This window comes from Enterobacter sp. UNJFSC 003 (genome assembly GCF_036903355.1).
Lineage (GTDB): Bacteria > Pseudomonadota > Gammaproteobacteria > Enterobacterales > Enterobacteriaceae > Enterobacter.
In genome coordinates this window covers 714,703-736,540 of sequence record NZ_JBAKHK010000002.1, presented here as the reverse complement: position 1 = coordinate 736,540, position 21,838 = coordinate 714,703, and the positions used below count along the sequence as shown (strand labels likewise).

The following is a 21,838-nucleotide window of genomic DNA, read 5'->3' as shown; positions in this document are numbered from 1 at the left end:
AGGGGAAAGATTAAACCCGGCTACCCCACAGGTCATATTCGTCGGCGTTTTCAACTTTCACGCGAACAATATCACCCGGTTTGACTTTGGTTTCACCGTTCAGGTAGACCGCGCCGTCGATCTCAGGGGCATCCGCCATGCTGCGGCCAATCGCGCCTTCTTCGTCCACTTCGTCGACGATCACCAGAATTTCGCGGCCCACTTTTTCCTGCAGACGTTCAGCAGAGATCTGCTGCTGGAGCTGCATGAAACGGTTCCAGCGCGCTTCTTTCACCTCTTCAGGCACCTGATCCGCCAGCTCGTTGGCGGTTGCGCCTTCGACCGGGCTGTATTTGAAGCAGCCTACGCGGTCCAGACGCGCTTCCTTCAGGAAATCGAGAAGCATCTGGAAGTCTTCTTCGGTTTCACCCGGGAAGCCAACGATAAAGGTTGAGCGCAGGGTCAGCTCCGGGCAGATTTCACGCCACTGCTTGATGCGCGCCAGCTGGCGATCGACGGAGCCAGGGCGTTTCATCAGCTTCAGAATGCGCGGGCTGGCGTGCTGCAGCGGGATATCCAGGTATGGCAGGATTTTGCCTTCCGCCATCAGCGGGATCACATCGTCAACGTGCGGATAAGGGTAGACATAGTGCAGACGCGTCCAGATACCCAGCTTCGCAAGCTGTTCGCACAGGCCAACCATGCTGGTTTTCACCGGCTCGCCGTTATGGAAACCGGCGCGGTGCTTCACGTCCACGCCGTATGCTGAGGTATCCTGAGAGATGACCAGCAGCTCTTTTACGCCCGCGTCGGCCAGACGTTTAGCTTCAGCCAGTACTTCGCCAATCGGACGGCTCACCAGATCGCCACGCATGGACGGGATGATGCAGAAGGTGCAGCGGTGGTTACAACCTTCGGAAATTTTCAGGTAGGCATAGTGGCGCGGCGTCAGCTTCACGCCCTGTTCCGGCACCAGACTCAGGAACGGATTGTGCTTTGGTTTTGGCACATAGTGATGAACATGTTCCAGCACCTGCTCGTAGCTGTGCGGGCCGGTGATCTCCAGCACCTTCGGATGCACTTCGCGGATTTGATCCACTTTAGCGCCCAGGCAGCCGGTCACAATGACTTTGCCGTTTTCCGTCAGGGCTTCGCCGATGGCTTCCAGCGACTCCTGCACCGCGCTGTCGATAAACCCGCAGGTGTTGACAATCACCATGTCGGCGTTGTCGTAGCTTGGCACCACGTCATAGCCTTCGGTGCGAAGTTCGGTCAGGATGCGTTCAGAATCCACCAGGTTTTTCGGGCAGCCCAGGGAGACAAAGCCGATTTTCGGCTGGTGCGTAACATTGCTCATAGGTTAAAAATTCATCAATTATGGAGTTATCAGGGCGGGATTTTACAGCGTATCGCGGGGGATTTATACACTCTTTGCAGGGCAGATGATTCAGCCGAAGGTTGTAACATTGTAAAGAATGTTAATCAGTTACGATTTATTGATCTCTGGCATCGAATTGTACAAAAAATAACCTTATTCTGAATGTGCAACATGGCTGACAGAGGAGGAAATAGCATGTCCGTTGACAGACTCAAACGCGATCTGCTTAACAAGCTGATCAACGCCCGAATCGACCTTGCTGCATATCTGCAGTTGAGGAAGGCAAAAGGGTATATGTCAGTCAGCGAAAGCGAACATCTGCGTGATAATGTCTTTGAACTGTGCAATTTCATGCGTGAAAAAGCACCTGTTCTGAAAGCAGAATATGGTGAAAGCGAGCTGATGGCTCTACGCCGCGCCGCTGAGGTGCTTTCCATTGCAGGGGTATGTCTGATGACCGGACGTCACGACTGCCCGAATTTTATTGCTGTGAACGCAGAGAAGCTCGAAAACTGCCTGACGACGATCTCTCTTTGCATCATGTGTCTGAACCAGCACGCCAAGCTTGAACAGCACTGAGCCCGGGGGAGGAAACTCCCCCTTCTGATTAAGCTTTTGTAAAAGTGGTAACGCGACGGGGTGCAGTGGCTAATCTTTAAGCCATATACCGATAAAGGAGCGCGTTATGCATCGATCCTCGCTGATTTTCCTTCCTGTCTTGTTTTTTCCCGTGACGCTGCTCGCCGCGCCTGAACCGGTAAAGGTCGACGTGTTACAAACCAAACTCGATTACCCGTGGTCGCTGGCTTTTTTGCCTGATAATAAAGGGCTGCTGATAACCTTGCGAGACGGGCAGCTCAAACACTGGCAGGCAGGAAAAGGGCTGTCCGATCCAATTGTTGGCGTACCTAAAGTCTGGGCGAGCGGTCAGGGAGGACTGCTGGACGTGGTGCTGGCGCCGGATTTCGAGAAATCGCGCCGGATATGGCTCAGCTTTGCCGAAGTCGGGGATGACGGTAAAGCGGGCACGGCGGTGGGCTATGGGCGCTTAAGCGACGATTTCTCCCGCATCAATGCCTTCCAGGTGGTGTTCCGCCAGATGCCTAAACTCTCCACGGGCAACCATTTCGGTGGACGTCTGGTATTTGATGGCAAAGGCTATCTATTTATTGGCCTCGGCGAGAATAATCAGCGCCCGACGGCGCAGGCGCTGGATAAGCTGCAGGGCAAGGTGGTCCGCCTGACGGAGGACGGGAAAGTACCGCCCGATAACCCGTTTGTGAACACGGCCGGCGCGCGGCCGGAAATCTGGTCCTACGGCATCCGCAACCCTCAGGGGATGGCGATGAATCCGTGGAGCGACGCGCTGTGGCTGAACGAGCATGGCCCGCGCGGTGGGGATGAAATCAATATTCCGGAGAAAGGCAAAAACTACGGCTGGCCGCTGGCGACGCACGGCATTAACTACAGCGGCCTGAAAATTCCCGAGGCCAAAGGTGAGCATGTGGAGGGAACTGAAAAACCGCTGTTCGTCTGGAAAGTCTCACCCGCGGTGAGCGGCATGGCGTTTTACAACAGCGACGTCTTCCCGCAGTGGAAAAATAAACTGTTTGTCGGCGCACTGAAGGAAAAGGACGTTATCGTGCTAAGCGTGAAGGGCAATCAGGTAAGCGAGGACGGACGTATTTTGGGGGACAGAGATCGGCGTATTCGCGACGTGCGCGTTGGGCCGGACGGTTATCTGTACGTTCTGACCGATGAAACGGACGGGCAGCTGTTGAAAGTCAGCCCGTCCGCCGGCTAATCAGGTGACCGGGATCATGACTACGTTACGGTACGCCGGGCGGTCGCTAAGCTGCTGGAGCCAGCGCTCAAGATGAGGGCGCGGTGCCCACGTCAGGCCCATGTTGGTCAGGTTCCAGACGAAAGGCGCTACGGCAATATCCCCTACGCCGAATGCACTGCCGGAGAACCATTTGTGCTTAGCCAGCTCGTCGTCCATCAACGCAAACAGATTTTCACACGCCTTCTGCGCGGCGTGGATGGCGGGATAATCGCGCTCGGCTTCTGGCGTTCTGATCAGCCCCATCAGGATCACGCGGTGGGTGGGTGAGAGCGTCTGGTTTGCCCAGTCCATCCATTTTTCACCCTGAGCGCGCTGCGCCGGGCTATCTACCCACAGGCGACTCTGGCCATACTGTGCGGCCAGATAACGTACAATGGTATTGGACTCCCACAGCGTCGCGTGGGTCTCTTCATCGCGCAGCAGGGGCACCAGGCCGTTGGGGTTCATGGCCAAATAGTCCGCCTCTTTGTTAACCCCAAACTCCAACCCTGCCATCACTTGATGATACGGTAAATCCAGCTCTTCCAGCGTCCAGAGCACTTTCTTAACGTTGGTCGAATTGTTCCTGCCCCACAGCGTAATCATGTTAACTCCCAAAATAGTCAAACAACCTGAGATGTGAATCAGAGCCAGCGAAATGCCATGGTGAGATAAACCTAACAATTACGCAACAGAAGACAAAAAAATCGCCCGAATCAAAGCGTATCCGGCTGTTATTGCATAAACTTTAAAAACTTTACCTGGTTTAGGTTTCTTTAACAGATGTAGTGCGCTATTACTCATCGCTTCTTGCGACACGGTGATGTGACGTAATTTTTTGAATGGACACTCGGGTGGCATTTATGACGCGAAAAATGACTTCTCTGCGCAGCCTGGCGGCAGGTTCTGCGCTCCTTTTCCTGTTTGCACCAACTCTTTATGCAGCTGAACAAGTTGCGCCAGAAGCGCCTCCGGTCGACGCGCGCGCCTGGATCCTGATGGATTACGCCAGCGGTAAAGTGCTGGCAGAAGGCAATGCTGACGAGCAGCTTGACCCGGCGAGCCTGACCAAAATCATGACCAGCTATGTGGTCGGGCAGGCGCTGAAAGCGGGCAAGATCAAGCTTGATGACATGGTTACCATTGGGAAGGATGCCTGGGCAACCGGGAACCCGGCGCTGCGCGGGTCTTCAGTGATGTTCCTGAAACCGGGGGATCAGGTTTCCGTCTCCGACCTGAATAAAGGGGTCATTATCCAGTCGGGTAACGATGCCTGTATCGCGCTGGCAGATTACGTGGCGGGCAGCCAGGACTCCTTTATTGGCCTGATGAATGGCTACGCGCAGAAGCTCGGTTTAACCAAGACCACGTTTAAAACCGTCCACGGCCTCGATGCCCCGGGCCAGTTCAGCACCGCGCGCGATATGGCATTGCTCGGTAAGGCGCTTATCCACGATGTGCCTGACGAATATGCCATCCACAAAGAAAAAGAATTTACCTTCAATAAGATCCGCCAGCCTAACCGCAACCGACTTCTGTGGAGCAGCAACGTCAACGTCGACGGCATGAAAACGGGCACGACGGCGGGGGCAGGCTACAACCTGGTGGCTTCCGCGACCCAGGGCGATATGCGCCTGATCTCGGTTGTGCTGGGAACTAAAACCGATCGTATTCGCTTTAATGAGTCGGAAAAGCTGCTGACCTGGGGCTTCCGCTTCTTTGAAACCGTGACGCCGATTAAGCCCGATGCCACGTTCGTGAGCCAGCGCGTCTGGTTTGGCGACAAGAGCGAAGTCAATCTGGGGGCCGGTGAAGGGGGGTCAGTGACCATTCCGCGCGGTCAGTTGAAAAACCTGAAAGCCAGCTTCACTCTGACCGACCCGCAGCTGACCGCGCCGCTGAAAAAAGGCCAGGTGGTCGGAACCATCGATTTCCAGCTGAATGGCAAATCGATTGAACAGCGTCCGCTGATTGTGATGGAGGCGGTAGACGAGGGCGGCTTCTTTAGCCGGATGTGGGATTTCGTGATGATGAAATTCCACGGCTGGTTTGGAAGCTGGTTCAGTTAGACCTTGTTGCTTTCGCCCTCTCCCATGGGGAGAGGGCCGGGGGGCGGGCATCCGCCCGGACCCCACTCAGTACATCAATTTCACCTGCTGCGCCTTCGCATATGCCACATACTCGTCATCCGGGCGGCAGTCGCTGACGATAGCATCAAACTGCGCCAGTTCACCCATTCTTGCCGACCGTACTTTGCCGAACTTGCTGCGATCGACCACCAGCACGTGGTACTGCGCGGCGCTTAATGCCCAGTGCTTCACCGGTAACTCTTCCAGATTAAAGCAGGTAGCGCCCTGGTGGATATTCACGCCTGCCGCCGAATAAAAGGCGATATCCGGGCACAGGTTGCTGAGGGTATCCTGAAGATTCAACGGCTTAAAAATGGCGTTGCTGGCGTGGAATTCGCCGCCGCAGAGGATCACCCGGCACTCGGGTTTCTCCTGGAGCGCCAGGAATGTGTTCAAGGAATAGCAGACTGCCGTAAAAGGAATGCTGCTGTCTATCGCTTCGATGATCCACGGCGTGGTGGTCCCGCAGTCAAAAAAAAGCGTTTGATGCGGCTGGACCAGAGAGACCGCCAGACGTGCGGCTTTGCGTTTCTCTTCCACCAGGCGGGTCTTTTGATCGTTGATCAGATAATGGCTGGCGCTACGTGGTTCCAGCACAATGTACCCGCCCAGTAAGACGACAGGGGCGCTCTCGCTGCTCAGGTCACGACGAATGGTCATCTCAGAGACGCCGAGGAGGGTAGCGGCTTCTTTAAGATGCAGCTTATCAGTGCGCTTCAGCGCCTGTAGCAGCTGAGCAATGCGGTCATCGCGACGTGTTTCCATAGTTCCTCGGGGTAAAAAAGTGAGCCCCCGCAGGGCGGGGGCTCAAGTGTAACCTGTCAGGCTGGGGTTAGTCACGTATCCAGCCTTTGCGGATCGGGATGGCAAAAACGGTACGATACAGGTGAGACAGCCCACGGTAAATCGCCTGACCGAAGAGGCTCCACAGGATCGCCGCGCTCACGCAGCCGATCAGCCCAACGAGGAATCCCCCTACCATATCCAGCGGCCAGTGGACGCCGAGATACACGCGGGACCAGGCAATGGCTGCCGCGACTACCATCAATACCGCACCAGACCACAGGCGGTGCCAGAACACGAATGCCAGCGCGAAGGTGAAAATCACCGTACCGTGATCGCTCGGGAAGGAGTCATCTGGCGCATGATGCAGGAAGTTATACCCAACGTGGTTAACGAACGGGCGATCGTGCGGAAACATGTGTCCGAGAATGTAGCTGAACAAGACGCTAACGCCGAGCGCCATCGCCACTTTAATCACCAGATGGCGCTGTGCTGTGACCTGCTCGCGCGGGCCCCATAACCACAGAATCACCGCCAGCACGGGAACGATGCTGATCAGATCTTTTGCCAGAAAGGTAGCAATATCTATCATCCATTCCGGCGAGGCGGGCGTGGCATTGATCAAATAAAACAGCGTGTAATTCAATTGTTCTAACATAATGTCGTTACTCTTTAGCAAACCGGGTGGACACAAGGCCGTAGACCGCCACCTGGGAAAACCAAACCCACCACCCGGCCCACAGGTTGTGAGAGAAAAAATGTGCCCCGCGCATTACCTGGCCGTATCCCATCGCCAGGCCGAGTACGACGCCCAGCAGTACAAAACACCACGCCCGGCGAGGGCGCTCGCGCCAGAAGGCAAAAAACAGGCCCATGACCATAAAGCCGCTGGAGGCATGACCGCCGGGGAAACAACGCCCGGGGCCGCTGTCTGCAGGAGAGGCGCTGAACAGAGGGTAAGAGACCGCCCTACCGCCATATTGCACCAGGTCCCACGGACAGCTGTGATGGCTCATGCTTTTCAGCACGCCCACAACCAGCGCGCCGAGCCCCATCAGCAGCGCCGCCGTCACCAGCCTTGCATTGCGCTTATACGCGCCGTAAAACAACGCCGCAGCCCCCAGCGTAATAGCGATGTACTTCGCCAGCCTGTGGTTCAGCAGATCCAGCAGATGGTTTTTCTGTAGCGGAAAACTCTGGGTTGCCGCGTCATACCAAAAGCCGGTGATCCATTTATCGAGCGTTTCATCGCGCGATAGCCAGGTGAATACCACCGCAAGGACGATCAGTACGAAAAGCTGATAACCATAAAAGCGGGCCGGCAAACGGTAAAGTTGTTTTGGCTTATTTGTCGGTAACTTAGACAATTCTGAACGGCTGGACATAGGGGCCATAATCGTGTTCGGTGACAGGAAATAGGGCTATCATAAAAGTGTCAACTTAAGGAAACCTTAAACAACATCGATAAGTGCTTTATTTCTGTTTCCTTTCGATAATTTGCTATCTCAGGCTGCGGCAATTCATTACACTCATCGCGATTTTTTCATCATAAAGAGATTGCATGTTAAACCGTTCTTCTTCAGGTACGCGTCTGGGTCGTCAGGCGTTACTTTTCCCTCTGTGTTTGGTGCTCTACGAATTCTCTACCTATATCGGCAACGATATGATCCAACCCGGTATGCTGGCCGTGGTGGAGCAGTACAACGCAGGTATTGAGTGGGTACCCACTTCAATGACCGCCTATCTGGCTGGCGGCATGTTTTTACAGTGGCTGTTAGGGCCGCTGTCGGATCGTATTGGTCGCCGTCCGGTGATGCTGACCGGCGTGGTGTGGTTTATTGTGACCTGTCTCGCCACGCTGCTGGCGCAAAACATTGAACAATTCACGCTGCTGCGCTTTCTGCAGGGGGTCAGCCTGTGCTTTATCGGTGCCGTGGGCTATGCCGCAATCCAGGAGTCGTTTGAAGAGGCGGTGTGCATCAAAATTACCGCGCTGATGGCAAACGTGGCGCTGATTGCGCCGCTGTTGGGGCCGCTGGTGGGTGCCGCGTGGGTGCATGTTGCGCCGTGGGAAGGGATGTTTGTGCTTTTCGCCGTGCTTGCCGCCATCTCTTTCTTTGGCCTGCACCGCGCCATGCCGGAGACCGCGACCCGTCTGGGCGAGAAACTGTCGCTGAAAGAGCTGGGCCGTGACTATAAAGAAGTGCTGAAAAACGTCCGCTTTGTGGCGGGCGCGCTGGCAACGGGCTTTGTTAGCCTGCCGTTGCTGGCGTGGATTGCCCAGTCGCCGGTGATTATCATCAGCGGCGAGAAGCTCAGCAGCTATGAATATGGTTTGCTGCAGGTGCCGATTTTTGGCGCGCTAATTATCGGTAACCTTGTACTGGCACGCCTGACCTCTCGCCGTACCGTACGTTCGCTGATTATCATGGGCGGCTGGCCGATTGCGGCAGGGTTAACCGTGGCAGCAGCTGCGACGGTCGCGTCGTCTCACGCTTACCTGTGGATGACGGCAGGGTTGAGTATTTATGCGTTTGGTATTGGTGTGGCGAATGCCGGGCTGGTACGTCTGACGTTGTTCGCCAGCGACATGAGCAAGGGGACGGTGTCAGCGGCGATGGGCATGCTGCAGATGCTGATCTTCACCGTCGGCATCGAAGTGAGTAAACACGCTTACGCGTTTGGCGGCAACGGTCTGTTCAGCCTGTTTAACCTCGCCAACGGCGCGCTGTGGGTGGGTTTGATGGTGATATTCCTGAAGGACAAACGCGTCGGAAGCGCATTGCAACCGTAAAACGTATTCCCTCTCCCTTTGGGAGAGGGGGCCAGACCGCACGCGGTCAATGAAACGGTGCTTCCCTGTTCAGTACTTTATCAATCACATCCAGTACGCCTTCGTTATTATTGTGCGGCGCTTCAAAGCGGGCAACGGCTTTAATATGCGGTCTGGCATTGGCCATCGCAAAGCTAAAACCGGACTGACGCAGCATTTCCACATCGTTCCCGCTGTCGCCAAAGGCCACCACTTCACTGTCTTCAATGCCCCAACGCTTTTGAAGGATCCGCAGGCCGTTGGCTTTATGTACGCCGGGGATAATCAGGTCGATACTGCCGTGTCCGGTGGTGACGGGCACCATAATATCGCCTAGCTTTTCGTGCAGTAGCGCCTGAATACGCGGGATCTCCTCGTCAGAAACGTTAAGCCCAAACTTGAAGAAAATATCGTTCAGTTTGTCGAAATCGCTTACCATTTCGAGACGGTGATAATACTTCGCCGCAATATCCTTAAAGATGTCGTCATAGGCCTTCAGCGTGTAGGCGCTGCCTTTTCCGCAGGCGATAATCTCAATGCCAGGAACATCGCTTAACACCGCAGCGACGGTGTCGAAATGGTCCTTCGACAGTTCGCCATTAAAGACATCTTCACCGGCGCTGACGACCCAGCCGCCATTTTCGGCAACGAAGGCAATCTCATGGGCGATTTCAGGGAAGAATGAGATCAGCTGGTAATACTGGTTACCGCTGGCAACCACGAAGCGAATGCCTTGTTCCTTCATGCGCGCGTACTGCGCCAGAAAACGTTCGCGATTGTAGGTTTTCGCATCGCTCAGGAAGGTCCCATCCATGTCGACTGCAATCAGTTTAACGCTCATATCCCTTCTCCATTGACGTTTGCTTTGCTTCTGGTTTTGCCACCGCGTGCGCCACCAGCGCCGCGATAATCACTAACGCTAATACCACCAGCATGGCGCTGCGCAACCCATAGTGTTCACCCAGGAACCCAAGCAGCGGCGGCCCAACAAGGAAGGCGAGGTACCCGGTGGTTGCTACCACGCTGACGCGCGTAGGTGCATCCGGGCCCGTATCGCTTGCTGCAGAAATGGTCAGCGGGAAGCCGAGCGAAGCGCCCAGCCCCCAGAGAATCACTGAGACGCCCGCTATCCAGTCCACGTCCACAAAGATGATCATCGCAATCCCGATTCCGCCAAGCAGAGCGCTGGCACGCACGACCGCCACGCGGCTGTAACGGTCGATAAACCAGCCGCCGGTAAAGCGCCCGACGGTCATCCCCAGCGTAAACCCAGCGTAGATAAGCGAGCCAGAGGTGGGGCTAAAACCGTGGCCGTCCACCATCAGCAGCGGTAGCCAGTCGTTGGCGGAGCCTTCGGCAAAAGCCATCGCCAGCACCACGACGCCGATCAGCATCAGCTGCATATCACGGTAGAACGGCAGCCCTTTTTCAGCCGATTTTTGTTCGTCAGAGGTGTTCTGGCCCGTGCCGTGCGGAATGGCTTTGATTCCTGTGAGGACAGGAATAATGCAGACCAAGGCTGCCAGTAAAATATGCAGATTTGCGGCAATACCCAGCGCCGTCAGCGCCATTCCCACGCCCGCACCGGCCAGCGTGCCAAGGCTGTAAAAGCCATGCATCATTGGCAGGACGGTTTTATTTATCTCGCGCTCAACCGCTGCACCTTCCACGTTAATGGCGACTTCCGCCGCACCAAAGCTGCCCCCGAACACCGTCAGTCCCAGAGCAAACAGAACCGGTGAGGCGAACCACAGCGCGACGCTCAGCACTATCATCCCGAATACCGCGCAGCACATGGTGGTGCGGATAACCGCCCGTGTGCCAAAGCGCTTCACCAGCCAGGCCGAGCACAGAATACCGCTCATGGAGCCTATCGACAGGCCAAACAGCACAATGCCCATCTCCGCGGTTGAGACGGATAAAATATCGCGGATTGCCGGGGTACGCGTGGCCCAGGAAGCCATCAGCAGTCCTGGAATAAAGAAGAACATAAAGAGCGCCCACTTGCGTAGCTGCAGGGCTTTATGGGGAGAGGTCAGCGTCATTGGGGTAGCACCAGAAGTACATCAGTAGCGACAACACTAGCAAGTTTGTGTACATTTGTACATAAATCACATGAGGCATTTATGAGCAGACCACCGAACGACCCTTATCGCCGGGAGAAGATCCTTCAGGCGACGTTGGACACCATCGCTGAGCACGGCATCCACGACGTTACGCACCGTAAAATCGCCAGCTGCGCGGGGGTTCCGCTGGGGTCGATGACCTACTATTTTGACGGCATGGAGTCGCTCCTGGAAGAAGCGTTTACGTGGTTTACCCAACAAATGTCACAGCAGTATCGCGATTTTTTTGCGGGCGTAACCAGCTCAGAGATGGCGTGCGAATCCATTACTACCTTGATCCACAGCTCGCAAGTCACGACGCCGCACAACATGGCGCTGATGTACCAGCTGTACACCTTTATGCATCGCAGCACGGCGCTCAAAACGGTGATGCAAGACTGGATGAAAATGAGCCAGACCACGCTGGAGCAGTGGTTCGATCCTGTTACCACTCGCGCGCTGGATGCCTTTATCGAAGGGATGACGCTGCACTTTGTCACGGACAGGGAGCCGTTAACGCGGGAGGAGATCCGGGCAATGGTGGGGCGGATTGCGGGAATTTAAGACAACAAAAAACCCATCAACCTTGAACCAAAACGGCGGGGTTGATGGGCTCCACAAATTGGGGACATCAAAGAAAAGCAGTGGCACTAATTATGACTGCGCCCCATCAGAAAAGTTCTGCGCATAACGAAAATTTTTTCCGCGATGCGCAAACTTGAGATTTATCCGAGGCCTGGCCAGATGATGATAATCAATGTACCCGCCAGGGTAAGCAGCACGTTGGCAATGGCGTAGGTGCCCGCATAGCCCAGCGCAGGAATGTTGCTGCGCGCGGTATCGCTGATGATTTCCATCGCCGGAGCACAGGTACGCGCGCCCATCATCGCTCCGAAGAGCAGGGCGCGGTTCATGCGCAGCACGTAAGCACCAAACAGGAAGCAGATGACGACCGGCACCAGGCTGACGATAAGTCCGGAAACCAACATTTGCCAGCCGACGGCACCCAGGCTGTGGCCAATACCGGAACCGGCGCTTAAGCCCACGCCCGCCATAAAGACCATCAGACCAAACTCTTTCACCATGTTCAGCGCACCCTGCGGAATATAACCGAAGGTCGGATGGTTCGCTCGCAGGAAGCCCAGCATGATCCCGGCGAAAAGTAGACCGGCAGCGTTGCCGATGCCGAAGCTAAAGTTGCTGAACTGGAAGGTGATCATCCCAATCATCAGGCCCACGATAAAGAAGGCGCAGAAGGCCAGCAGGTCGGTGACTTGGCTGTGAATGGAGATAAAGCCGATGCGGTCGGCAACGGTTTTGACGCGTCGGGCGTCGCCGCTGACCTGCAGAACGTCGCCTTTATTGAGCACCACGTTGTCGTCGATAGGCATTTCAATCTGGCTGCGGATCACGCGGTTCAGGAAGCAGCCATGATCGGTCAGCTTCAGCTGCGCCAGACGGCGACCCACGGCGTTGTGGTTTTTCACCACAATTTCTTCGGTGACGATACGCATGTCGAGCAGATCCCGGTCGAAAACCTCTTTGCCGTTACGGAAGCTTGGGTCGAGGCGGGCGTGGGCATCTGGATAGCCCACCAGCGCGATGTCATCACCCATCTGCAGCACCGCATCGCCGTCCGGGTTTGCCAGAATGCCGTTGCGGCGAATACGTTCGATATAGCAGCCCGTCTGACGATAAATCCCCAGCTCGCGCAGATTTTTACCGTCGGCCCAGGCAACCAGCTCTGGTCCTACGCGGTAAGCACGAATAACCGGCAGATAGACTTTACGTTTGGAGTCGGTATCCAGACCGCGCTCGCGGGCAATCGTCTGCGCGCTGGTCTGCAAATCCTGATGCTGAAGTTTTGGCAGGTAGCGCGCGCCAACAATCAGGCTCACCAGACCAATCAGATAGGTCAAGGCATAGCCGAGGCTCAGGTGGTCAAGCGCCGTGGAGAGCTGCGCACCCGCCATTCCGGAATGGCGCAGCGTATCACCGGCACCCACCAGTACCGGGGTGGAGGTCATCGCACCTGCCAACATGCCGGCCGTTAACCCGATATCCCAGCCAAACAGTTTGCCCAGACCTAATGCGATAAGCAGGGCGCTGCCGACCATCACCAGCGCCAGCATCAGGTAATTTTTGCCGTCGCGGAAGAAAATTGAAAAAAAGTTGGGTCCCGCTTCCACGCCAACACAAAAAATAAACAGCATGAAGCCTAAGTTGAGCGCATCCGTGTTAATGCTGAAATGCTGCTGCCCTAATAATAAGGAGACGACTAAAACGCCAATGGAATTACCAAGTTGAACTGAACCCAGGCGTAATTTACCCAGACAAAGGCCCAACGCCAGTACCACAAATAATAACAGGATGTAATTCCCATTTAACAAGTCTGCGACGTTTATATTCACGGAGGCTAACTTCTTGTTTACCAGTAAGTTGTTGATTGAAAGGACTATTTGGGCTACTGTTTTCGAGGTCAGGGAAAGGTTTCAACGCTCCCTGCACCCTAATTTATTCCCTAAAACAATAGCAAGCGGATAGTTTAATCGTATTGGCTACTGACAGCTACCTATTATCGCATCATCGCGTGCGTGCTTTGGCAAGGATTGCCAAATTGCTTTATCTGACTGGGCGTCCGCCGGACGAAAGTGTATTTGATAGAGATGAAGTCAGGAGGATAGTTTGAACATCAAGCGAAACTGGGCTGGCGTGGTCAGCTGTTTTTTGCTGTTTACGGTCGTCTGTATGTCATTAGCCTTTAATGTGAAAGGGGCGTTCAGAGCCTCCGGCCATCCTGAGCTGGGCTTGCTCTTTTTCACCCTTCCCGGGGCTGCTGCCAGTTTTCTCTCCCGAGGCGGGGAGGTGGTACGGCCATTGCTGGGGGCGATGCTGGCAGCACCGTTGTGTTTGCTCTTGATGCGGCTGGTTTTTGTTACGTCGAGAAGTTTCTGGCAGGAACTGGCGTGGTTGTTAAGTGGAGTATTCTGGTGCGCTCTGGGAGCACTCTGTTTTCTGTTTGTGCGTAGCGTCGTTATGCACCGGCGGCGGCACAAATAAAAACGCCCTCCAATTGAGGGCGTTTTGACGTGACTTACTGAGCTGCGAACAGGCCCAGGTTTTCTTTGGCGTAAGCTTCAAAATCAGTGCATCCGCCAATGTGTTTCTGATCGAGGAAGATCTGCGGTACGGTTTCAACCGGTTTACCCACGGTTTTTTCCAGATCCGCTTTGCTGATGCCTTCCGCGTGGATATCCACATAACGGAAGTTGAAGTCATCGCGTTCTTCGGTCAGTTTCTCTGCCAGCTCTTTAGCGCGCACACAGTAAGGGCATCCTGGACGACCAAAAATTACTGCAAACATTTCTCTCTCCTCAAAAACAAGCCTGACGGCGAATAACACCTAGTGTGCACGATAACCTGCCGTCATGGAAAGAAGGTTTCACCTGTCGCTTTAATACCTCCGAGCTATGTTTCGCCAATTACAGGCTCTGCATCTTTGCCTATACTGGCTGCCATATTGCATAAAGACTGACAAAGAGAGACAAGATGACGCCAACGATTGACCTGCTCCGCTCCCACCGTTCAATCCGCCACTTCACCGATGAGCCGATTACTCAGGCGCAGCGTGAGGCGATTATTGACGGTGCGAGAGGCACATCCAGCTCTAGCTTCCTGCAGTGCTCGTCCATTATCCGCATTACCGATACGGCAATGCGCGAACAGCTGGTCACCCTGACGGGCGGACAAAAACACGTTGCGCAGGCCGCCGAGTTCTGGGTGTTCTGCGCCGACTTTAATCGCCATTTACAGATTTGCCCTGAAGCCGAGCTGGGGCTGGCAGAACAGCTGCTGTTGGGCGTGGTCGATACCGCGCTGATGGCGCAAAATGCCTTTACCGCAGCGGAATCGCTGGGGTTAGGTGGCGTTTATATTGGTGGGTTGCGCAATAATATTGGAAGCGTCACCGAACTGCTGGAGCTGCCGAAGCATGTCCTGCCGCTGTTTGGCCTGTGCCTCGGCTGGCCGGCAGACAACCCAGATCTGAAACCGCGTATCCCGGCGGCAATGCTGGTGCATGAGAATCACTACCAGCCGGTCGATCAGGATGTCCTGGACCAGTACGACGAAGAGCTAGCGAACTACTACCTGACGCGAGACAGCAATAACCGTCGCGATACCTGGACTGACCATATTCGCCGCACCATCATCAAAGAAAATCGTCCGTTTATTCTCGACTATCTGCATAAACAAGGCTGGGCGACGCGATAGTGCATTCGGTATGATACGCAGGCTTTTCCCATGTCTTTAGAGAGGTGCAGGGTGAAAATTGCCATTTTGTCCCGGGATGGAACGCTCTATTCATGCAAACGCCTGCGAGACGCGGCGGCCAAACGCGGGCATCAGATTGAAATCCTCGATCCGATGTCCTGCTATATGAACATCGACCCTGCGGCGTCGTCGATTCATTACAAAGGCCGCAAGCTACCGCACTTTGATGCGGTGATCCCCCGCATTGGTTCCCAGATAACCTACTACGGTACGGCCGCACTGCGTCAGTTTGAGATGCTGGGCAGCTATCCGCTTAATGAGTCTGTCGCCATTTCACGCGCGCGCGATAAGCTGCGCTCGCTCCAGCTCCTTGCCCGTCAGGGCATTGATTTACCCGTCACCGGGATTGCCCATTCGCCGGACGACACCAGCGATCTCATCGACATGGTGGGCGGCGCGCCGCTGGTCATCAAGCTGGTGGAAGGGACTCAGGGTATCGGCGTCGTGCTGGCGGAGACGCGCCAGGCGGCAGAAAGCGTGATTGATGCCTTTCGCGGGCTCAATGCGCATATTCTGGTGCAGGAGTATATTGAAGAAGCCAAAGGGCGTGATATTCGCTGCTTTGTCGTGGGCAATGAAGTGGTTGCGGCCATTGAACGTCAGGCCAAAGAGGGTGACTTCCGCTCCAATCTCCATCGTGGCGGTGTGGCGCGCGTTGCCGATATCAGCGAACGTGAGCGCGAGATAGCCGTGAAGGCGGCGCAAACTCTGGGGCTGGACGTTGCCGGTGTCGATCTGCTTCGGGCAACGCGTGGGCCGCTGGTGATGGAGGTCAATGCGTCACCGGGGCTGGAAGGTGTGGAAAAAACCACTGGGATCGATATTGCGGGTAAAATGATCGCCTGGATCGAGCGTCATGCGACGCCGGGCTACTGTCTTAAAACGGGCGGTTGAATGGATCACGCGGCGCTTTTTGCGTAATCTATGCGGAGTTTTTATTTAAGAGGCTGCACAGCGATGGATTTACAGGTCGTTCCTACACTGGATACGTTACGTCAATGGCTTGATGATGCCGGTATCACCTTTTTCGAATGCGACTCCTGCCAGGCGCTGCATCTGCCTCACATGCAAAATTTCGATGGTATTTTTGATGCCAAAATCGATCTGATTAACGATGTCATTCTTTTCTCTGCGCTGGCCGAGGTGAAACCCTCTGCGCTGCTGGCGCTGGCGTCCGATCTGTCCGCCATTAACGCCAGTTCTTTGACGGTAAAAGCATTTCTCGACATACAGGATGATAATCTGCCAAAACTGGTCGTTTGCCAGTCTTTATTCTCCGGGGCCGGGCTGTCCTTCAAGCAGTTTGCCTGGTTTATGCGTATGAGTGAAGAGCAAATTTCCATGGTCATGATGGAAGCCAACGCACATCATCTGCTGTACAGCACCGAAGAGGATGCAGAGAATAATGATGCATCTCCCAATTTTCTTCACTAAGCCTGTTTGACTTTTACGCAGTCGCGACCAGAGCGACTGCATAACGCCATTTATTCTGCTGCTTTTAACCTTTTCTTAAAGAATATTTCACCTCCTCAGAGGCCATTTCGGCTTATCCCGTAGACGTAACTTGCATAAAAAATTGATAAAAGGCGTTTTTTCGTCTGGGCTATAGCCGGAGACACGGGCTACAGTTATTCTTGCGATGCTTCAAAGAGCGAGCGGATCCTGCCGGGTAAAGCGGTTTATTTTATTTTCGGGCAGAGCGACAAACTATGCATGAATATTGCATATCTTCAGATTGCACAGTTTTAGTTCGTTTGTTAACGAGCTTTCAGAAGGAATAACGATATGATCGCCTTGAATAAAAAATGGTTATCGGGTCTGGTTGCGGGTGCTCTGATGGCCGTCTCTGCCGGCACGCTCGCTGCGGAACAAAAAACGCTGCACGTTTATAACTGGTCTGACTATATAGCGCCGGATACCGTCGCGAATTTTGAAAAAGAGACCGGCATTAAAGTGGTTTACGACGTGTTCGATTCCAACGAAGTGCTGGAAGGAAAGCTGATGGCGGGCAGCACCGGGTTTGACCTTGTGGTGCCTTCTGCAAGCTTCCTGGAGCGCCAGCTTACCGCAGGTGTTTTCCAGCCATTGGATAAAAGCAAGTTATCGAACTGGAAAAACCTCGATCCTGAAGTACTGAAGCTGGTGGCAAAGCACGACCCGGACAACAAATACGCCATGCCGTACCTGTGGGCGACCACCGGTATCGGTTACAATGTGGATAAAGTCAAAGCGGTGCTGGGTAAAGACGTTAAGCTGGACAGCTGGGACGTGGTGCTGAAGCCGGAAAACCTTGAGAAGCTGAAAAGCTGCGGCGTCTCCTTCCTGGATGCGCCGGAAGAAATTTTTGCCACCGTCCTTAACTACCTCGGCAAAGACCCGAACAGCACTAAAGCCGATGATTACACCGGCCCGGCAACCGATCTGTTGCTGAAGCTGCGTCCGAATATCCGCTACTTCCACTCCTCTCAGTACATCAATGATCTGGCAAACGGCGATATCTGCGTGGCTATTGGCTGGGCGGGGGACGTATGGCAAGCCGCTAACCGCGCGAAAGAGGCGAAAAACGGCGTGAATGTTTCTTACTTCATTCCGAAAGAGGGCGCGCTGGCGTTCTTCGACGTCTTCGCTATGCCGGCAGATGCAAAAAATAAAGACGAAGCCTATCAGTTCCTCAACTACCTGATGCGCCCGGACGTGATTGCGCACATTAGCGACCACGTATACTACGCCAACGGTAATAAGGCTTCCGTCCCGCTGGTCAGCGAAGAAATCCGTAACAACCCGGCTATTTATCCGCCAGCGGATGTGTTTGCCAAGCTGTTCACCCTGAAAGTCCAGGATCCAAAAATTGACCGCGTGCGTACCCGTGCGTGGACGAAAGTGAAAAGCGGTAAATAACGATGTGTTGTAGTCCGGGCAGGCGCGATCGCTGCCCGGCGATACGCACCCAAATGGTGCGTTTGCACCTGTTTTGATTTCTGCCGGAGAGCACCCCGTGAATGACGCGATCCCCCGCCCGCAGGCGAAAGTCCGTAAAGCGCTGACCCCGCTTCTGGAAATCCGTAACCTCACTAAATCCTTCGACGGCCAGCATGCCGTGGACGACGTTAGCCTGACGATTTATAAAGGCGAAATTTTTGCCCTGCTCGGCGCATCGGGCTGCGGTAAATCTACCTTGCTGCGCATGCTTGCCGGTTTTGAACAGCCGACTACCGGGCAGATCGTGCTCGACGGTGTCGATCTTTCGAGTGTGCCACCGTATCAACGTCCTATTAACATGATGTTCCAGTCCTACGCGCTGTTTCCGCACATGACGGTGGAGCAGAATATCGCCTTCGGCCTGAAGCAGGACAAGCTGCCGAAAGCTGAAATTACCGCCCGCGTGACCGAAATGCTGAGTCTGGTGCACATGCAGGAGTTCGCGAAACGTAAACCGCACCAGCTTTCCGGCGGCCAGCGTCAGCGCGTGGCGTTGGCGCGAAGCCTGGCCAAACGCCCGAAACTGCTTTTGCTCGATGAGCCGATGGGCGCGCTGGACAAAAAGCTGCGCGACCGTATGCAGCTGGAAGTGGTGGATATTCTTGAACGCGTGGGCGTGACCTGCGTCATGGTCACCCACGATCAGGAAGAGGCCATGACCATGGCCGGGCGTATTGCGATCATGAACCGCGGTAAGTTCGTGCAAATTGGCGAGCCGGAAGAGATTTACGAGCACCCGACCACACGCTACAGCGCGGAGTTTATTGGCTCGGTGAACGTGTTCGAAGGGCTGTTGAAAGAACGTCAGGAAGACGGGCTGGTCATTGAATCGCCGGGGCTGGTACATCCGCTGAAGGTCGATTCCGACAATTCCGTGGTCGACAATGTGCCGGTCTATGTTGCCCTGCGCCCGGAAAAAATCATGCTCTGTGACGAGCCGCCGGCCGATGGGTTCAACTTTGCCGTGGGCGAAGTGGTACACATTGCCTATCTGGGCGATCTCTCCATCTACCATGTTCGCCTGAAAAGCGGGCAGATGCTCAGCGCCCAGCTGCAAAACGAACATCGCTATCGCAAGGGACAGCCGACCTGGGGCGACGAAGTACGCCTGTGCTGGGATGCAGACAGCTGCGTCGTACTGACGGTATAAGGAGCGATCATGAGCACACTTGAACCTCCAGCCCGCGTCAAAAAACCGGGCGGTTTTGCGCCCTGGCTGGCGCGCATGAAAATGCATCATGGGCGCAAGCTGGTCATCGCCATGCCGTATATCTGGCTGATCCTGCTGTTCCTGCTGCCGTTTCTGATCGTCTTTAAGATCAGCCTGGCGGAAATGGCGCGGGCGATCCCGCCGTACACGAATTTACTGGACTGGGCCGACGGGCAGTTAACCTTGACGTTAAACCTCGGCAACTTCCTGCAGCTCACCGACGATCCGCTCTATGTCGAAGCCTATCTGCAGTCGCTGCAGGTGGCGGGGATCTCGACGATCTGCTGTCTGCTGCTGGGTTATCCGCTGGCATGGGCGGTGGCGCACAGTAAATCCTCAACGCGAAACATTCTGCTGCTGCTGGTGATTTTACCGTCGTGGACCTCCTTCCTAATCCGCGTGTATGCCTGGATGGGGATCCTCAAAAACAACGGCATCCTGAATAACTTTCTGCTCTGGCTGGGGGTTATCGATCAGCCGCTGACGATCCTGCACACCAACCTTGCGGTCTATATCGGGATTGTTTACGCCTATCTGCCGTTTATGGTGCTGCCGATTTATACGGCGCTGACGCGTATTGATTATTCGCTGGTGGAAGCCTCGCTGGATTTGGGGGCCCGTCCGCTGAAAACCTTCTTCAGCGTCATCGTTCCGCTGACCAAAGGTGGGATTATCGCCGGATCAATGCTGGTCTTTATCCCGGCGGTGGGCGAGTTTGTGATACCGGAACTGCTTGGTGGCCCGGACAGTATCATGATTGGTCGCGTGCTGTGGCAGGAGTTCTTTAACAACCGTGACTGGCCGGTAGCCTCGGCGGTGGCAATCGTGATGTTACTGCTGCTGATCGTGCCGATCATGTGGTTCCACAAACATCAGCAGAAACAGATGGGAGATCATGGATGAACAACTTACCGGTGGTACGCTCCCCGTGGCGAATTCTGATTCTGGTGATAGGCTTCACGTTCCTCTATGCCCCAATGCTGATGCTGGTGATTTACTCGTTCAACAGCTCAAAACTGGTGACGGTGTGGGCGGGCTGGTCGACACGCTGGTACAGCGAGCTGTTTCACGACGATGCGATGATGAGCGCCGTGGGGCTCAGTCTGACCATTGCGGCACTGGCGGCCACCATGGCCTGTATTCTGGGGACGATTGCCGCGCTGGTGATGGTGCGCTTCGGACGTTTTCGAGGCTCAACCGGCTTTGCGTTTATGATCACCGCTCCGCTGGTTATGCCGGACGTTATCACCGGGCTGTCGCTGCTGCTGCTGTTTGTGGCGCTCGCGCACGCCATTGGCTGGCCGGCCGATCGCGGTATGCTCACTATCTGGCTGGCGCACGTCACCTTCTGTACGGCATACGTGGCGGTGGTGATCTCCTCGCGCCTGCGCGAGCTGGATCGCTCCATTGAAGAGGCGGCGATGGATCTCGGCGCAACGCCGTTGAAGGTCTTTTTCATTATTACGCTGCCGATGATCATGCCCGCAGTAATCTCTGGCTGGCTGCTGGCGTTCACCTTATCGCTGGACGATCTGGTTATCGCGAGCTTCGTTTCCGGCCCGGGCGCGACGACGTTGCCGATGCTGGTCTTCTCTAGCGTACGTATGGGAGTCAATCCGGAGATCAACGCTCTGGCCTCCATCATCCTCGGCGTCGTCGGAATTGTCGGATTTATCGCCTGGTATTTGATGGCGCGCGCGGAAAAACAGCGTGTGCGTGATATCCAGCGTGCAAGACGCGGCTGAAGGAATTAAAATTTCCAGTGAAGTGCCGCGCATGACGCGGCACTGTTTTTCAGGGAAGTAAAACATTGGGATTCTTTCAAAAAACACGTCATTCGCACGCTCGCCCGAACGTTCCTGCACTGGTGCAGGTGGCGGCGCTCGCCATCATTATGATCCGCTGTCTTGATGTGCTGATGATTGTTAACACGCTGGGCGTGCGCGGGATAGGTGAATTCATTCACCGCAGCGTGCAAACGTGGAATCTGACGCTGGTCTTTATGAGCAGCCTGATGCTGGTGTTTATCGAGATCTACTGCGCGTTCTCGCTGGTGAAGGGGCGCAACTGGTCGCGCTGGGTCTATCTGCTCACGCAGGTGACTGCCGCCAGCTATCTCTGGGCTGCCTCGCTGGGTTACGGCTATCCGGAACTGTTCAGTATTCCCGGCGGGTCCAGACGTGAGATCTTCCACTCGCTGGTGATGCAAAAACTCCCGGATATGCTGGTGCTTTGCCTGCTCTTTGTTCCTGCTTCGAGCCGGCGGTTCTTCCGCCTGCAATAATGTGTATAATCGCAGCCCTCGT

23 protein-coding genes are annotated in these 21,838 nt (G+C 55.0%); 14 read left to right on the top strand and 9 right to left on the bottom strand.

Features of this window, described 5'->3' with window-relative positions:
* Positions 1-10 precede the first annotated feature (10 nt).
* A complete protein-coding gene (gene rimO / locus V5P19_RS09625; protein WP_334402520.1) occupies positions 11-1,336 on the bottom strand; it encodes a 30S ribosomal protein S12 methylthiotransferase RimO in 1,326 nt (441 codons plus the stop codon).
* A 216-nt stretch (positions 1,337-1,552) separates the two neighbouring features.
* Between rimO and bssR the strand changes: the two genes are divergently transcribed.
* On the top strand, positions 1,553-1,936 hold the full coding sequence (gene bssR / locus V5P19_RS09620; protein WP_334402518.1) for a biofilm formation regulator BssR: 384 nt from the start codon (positions 1,553-1,555) through the stop codon (positions 1,934-1,936).
* A 106-nt stretch (positions 1,937-2,042) separates the two neighbouring features.
* Entirely contained in the window at positions 2,043-3,161 is a 1,119-nt protein-coding gene (locus tag V5P19_RS09615) for a PQQ-dependent sugar dehydrogenase (protein ID WP_334402516.1), read from the top strand.
* On the opposite strand, the gene V5P19_RS09610 is transcribed toward V5P19_RS09615, so the two are convergent.
* Positions 3,162-3,788: a glutathione S-transferase family protein gene (locus V5P19_RS09610; protein WP_334402514.1), complete on the bottom strand. Its 627-nt coding sequence runs from the start codon at positions 3,786-3,788 to the stop codon at positions 3,162-3,164.
* Between the two features lie 257 nt (positions 3,789-4,045).
* Between V5P19_RS09610 and dacC the strand changes: the two genes are divergently transcribed.
* Positions 4,046-5,251: a serine-type D-Ala-D-Ala carboxypeptidase gene (gene dacC, locus V5P19_RS09605; protein WP_334402512.1), complete on the top strand. Its 1,206-nt coding sequence runs from the start codon at positions 4,046-4,048 to the stop codon at positions 5,249-5,251.
* A 66-nt stretch (positions 5,252-5,317) separates the two neighbouring features.
* Here the strand turns inward: dacC and deoR are convergent, their stop codons facing one another.
* From deoR to V5P19_RS09590, 3 genes are all read right to left on the bottom strand, one after another.
* The gene (gene deoR / locus V5P19_RS09600; protein ID WP_334402510.1) at positions 5,318-6,076 is read right to left on the bottom strand and encodes a DNA-binding transcriptional repressor DeoR; all 759 of its coding nucleotides are present in this window, start codon (positions 6,074-6,076) and stop codon (positions 5,318-5,320) included.
* Between the two features lie 67 nt (positions 6,077-6,143).
* A complete protein-coding gene (ybjG, locus tag V5P19_RS09595) occupies positions 6,144-6,752 on the bottom strand; it encodes an undecaprenyl-diphosphate phosphatase (protein ID WP_334402508.1) in 609 nt (202 codons plus the stop codon).
* A gap of 7 nt (positions 6,753-6,759) precedes the next feature.
* Positions 6,760-7,488, bottom strand: coding sequence for a phosphatase PAP2 family protein (locus V5P19_RS09590; protein ID WP_334402506.1), 729 nt, complete (start codon positions 7,486-7,488; stop codon positions 6,760-6,762).
* Between the two features lie 167 nt (positions 7,489-7,655).
* On the opposite strand from V5P19_RS09590, the gene V5P19_RS09585 reads away from it, so the two are divergent.
* On the top strand, positions 7,656-8,888 hold the full coding sequence (locus V5P19_RS09585; RefSeq protein ID WP_334402503.1) for an MFS transporter: 1,233 nt from the start codon (positions 7,656-7,658) through the stop codon (positions 8,886-8,888).
* Positions 8,889-8,934: 46 nt separating this feature from the next.
* On the opposite strand, the gene V5P19_RS09580 is transcribed toward V5P19_RS09585, so the two are convergent.
* Together V5P19_RS09580 and V5P19_RS09575 are read right to left on the bottom strand one after the other, a co-directional pair.
* Positions 8,935-9,747, bottom strand: a complete 813-nt coding sequence (locus tag V5P19_RS09580) for a Cof-type HAD-IIB family hydrolase (RefSeq protein WP_334402501.1) — start codon at positions 9,745-9,747, stop codon at positions 8,935-8,937.
* A complete protein-coding gene (locus tag V5P19_RS09575; protein ID WP_334402499.1) occupies positions 9,737-10,951 on the bottom strand; it encodes an MFS transporter in 1,215 nt (404 codons plus the stop codon). The genes V5P19_RS09580 and V5P19_RS09575 overlap by 11 nt, the downstream gene beginning before the upstream one ends.
* Positions 10,952-11,032: 81 nt before the next feature.
* On the opposite strand from V5P19_RS09575, the gene V5P19_RS09570 reads away from it, so the two are divergent.
* Positions 11,033-11,575 (top strand): TetR family transcriptional regulator, encoded by a 543-nt coding sequence (locus V5P19_RS09570; protein WP_334402497.1) that lies wholly within the window; start codon positions 11,033-11,035, stop codon positions 11,573-11,575.
* 161 nt (positions 11,576-11,736) lie between these two features.
* Here V5P19_RS09570 and V5P19_RS09565 read toward each other — a convergent pair whose 3' ends face one another.
* On the bottom strand, positions 11,737-13,422 hold the full coding sequence (locus V5P19_RS09565) for an aspartate:alanine antiporter (RefSeq protein ID WP_334402495.1): 1,686 nt from the start codon (positions 13,420-13,422) through the stop codon (positions 11,737-11,739).
* A 274-nt stretch (positions 13,423-13,696) separates the two neighbouring features.
* Between V5P19_RS09565 and V5P19_RS09560 the strand changes: the two genes are divergently transcribed.
* Entirely contained in the window at positions 13,697-14,071 is a 375-nt protein-coding gene (locus tag V5P19_RS09560; RefSeq protein WP_334402493.1) for an inner membrane protein YbjM, read from the top strand.
* 34 nt (positions 14,072-14,105) lie between these two features.
* Here V5P19_RS09560 and V5P19_RS09555 read toward each other — a convergent pair whose 3' ends face one another.
* On the bottom strand, positions 14,106-14,375 hold the full coding sequence (locus tag V5P19_RS09555) for a GrxA family glutaredoxin (protein ID WP_014069504.1): 270 nt from the start codon (positions 14,373-14,375) through the stop codon (positions 14,106-14,108).
* Positions 14,376-14,560: 185 nt separating this feature from the next.
* On the opposite strand from V5P19_RS09555, the gene nfsA reads away from it, so the two are divergent.
* From nfsA to V5P19_RS09515, 8 genes are all read left to right on the top strand, one after another.
* A complete protein-coding gene (gene nfsA, locus V5P19_RS09550) occupies positions 14,561-15,283 on the top strand; it encodes a nitroreductase NfsA (protein WP_334402489.1) in 723 nt (240 codons plus the stop codon).
* Positions 15,284-15,334: 51 nt separating this feature from the next.
* Positions 15,335-16,237, top strand: coding sequence for a 30S ribosomal protein S6--L-glutamate ligase (gene rimK, locus V5P19_RS09545; protein WP_334402487.1), 903 nt, complete (start codon positions 15,335-15,337; stop codon positions 16,235-16,237).
* A 63-nt stretch (positions 16,238-16,300) separates the two neighbouring features.
* On the top strand, positions 16,301-16,777 hold the full coding sequence (locus tag V5P19_RS09540) for a YbjN domain-containing protein (protein ID WP_334402485.1): 477 nt from the start codon (positions 16,301-16,303) through the stop codon (positions 16,775-16,777).
* Positions 16,778-17,128: 351 nt separating this feature from the next.
* Complete coding sequence (potF, locus tag V5P19_RS09535; RefSeq protein ID WP_334402483.1) at positions 17,129-18,241, top strand: spermidine/putrescine ABC transporter substrate-binding protein PotF; 1,113 nt, start codon at positions 17,129-17,131, stop codon at positions 18,239-18,241.
* A 97-nt stretch (positions 18,242-18,338) separates the two neighbouring features.
* Complete coding sequence (gene potG / locus V5P19_RS09530) at positions 18,339-19,472, top strand: putrescine ABC transporter ATP-binding subunit PotG (RefSeq protein WP_334402481.1); 1,134 nt, start codon at positions 18,339-18,341, stop codon at positions 19,470-19,472.
* A 9-nt stretch (positions 19,473-19,481) separates the two neighbouring features.
* The gene (gene potH, locus V5P19_RS09525) at positions 19,482-20,435 is read left to right on the top strand and encodes a putrescine ABC transporter permease PotH (RefSeq protein ID WP_334402479.1); all 954 of its coding nucleotides are present in this window, start codon (positions 19,482-19,484) and stop codon (positions 20,433-20,435) included.
* Positions 20,432-21,277 carry a putrescine ABC transporter permease PotI gene (potI, locus tag V5P19_RS09520; protein WP_334402477.1) on the top strand — a complete coding sequence of 282 codons (846 nt, stop codon included), beginning with the start codon at positions 20,432-20,434 and terminating at the stop codon, positions 21,275-21,277. Before potH ends, potI begins: the two co-directional genes overlap by 4 nt.
* A gap of 65 nt (positions 21,278-21,342) precedes the next feature.
* The gene (locus tag V5P19_RS09515) at positions 21,343-21,816 is read left to right on the top strand and encodes a YbjO family protein (RefSeq protein ID WP_334402475.1); all 474 of its coding nucleotides are present in this window, start codon (positions 21,343-21,345) and stop codon (positions 21,814-21,816) included.
* Positions 21,817-21,838 lie beyond the last annotated feature (22 nt).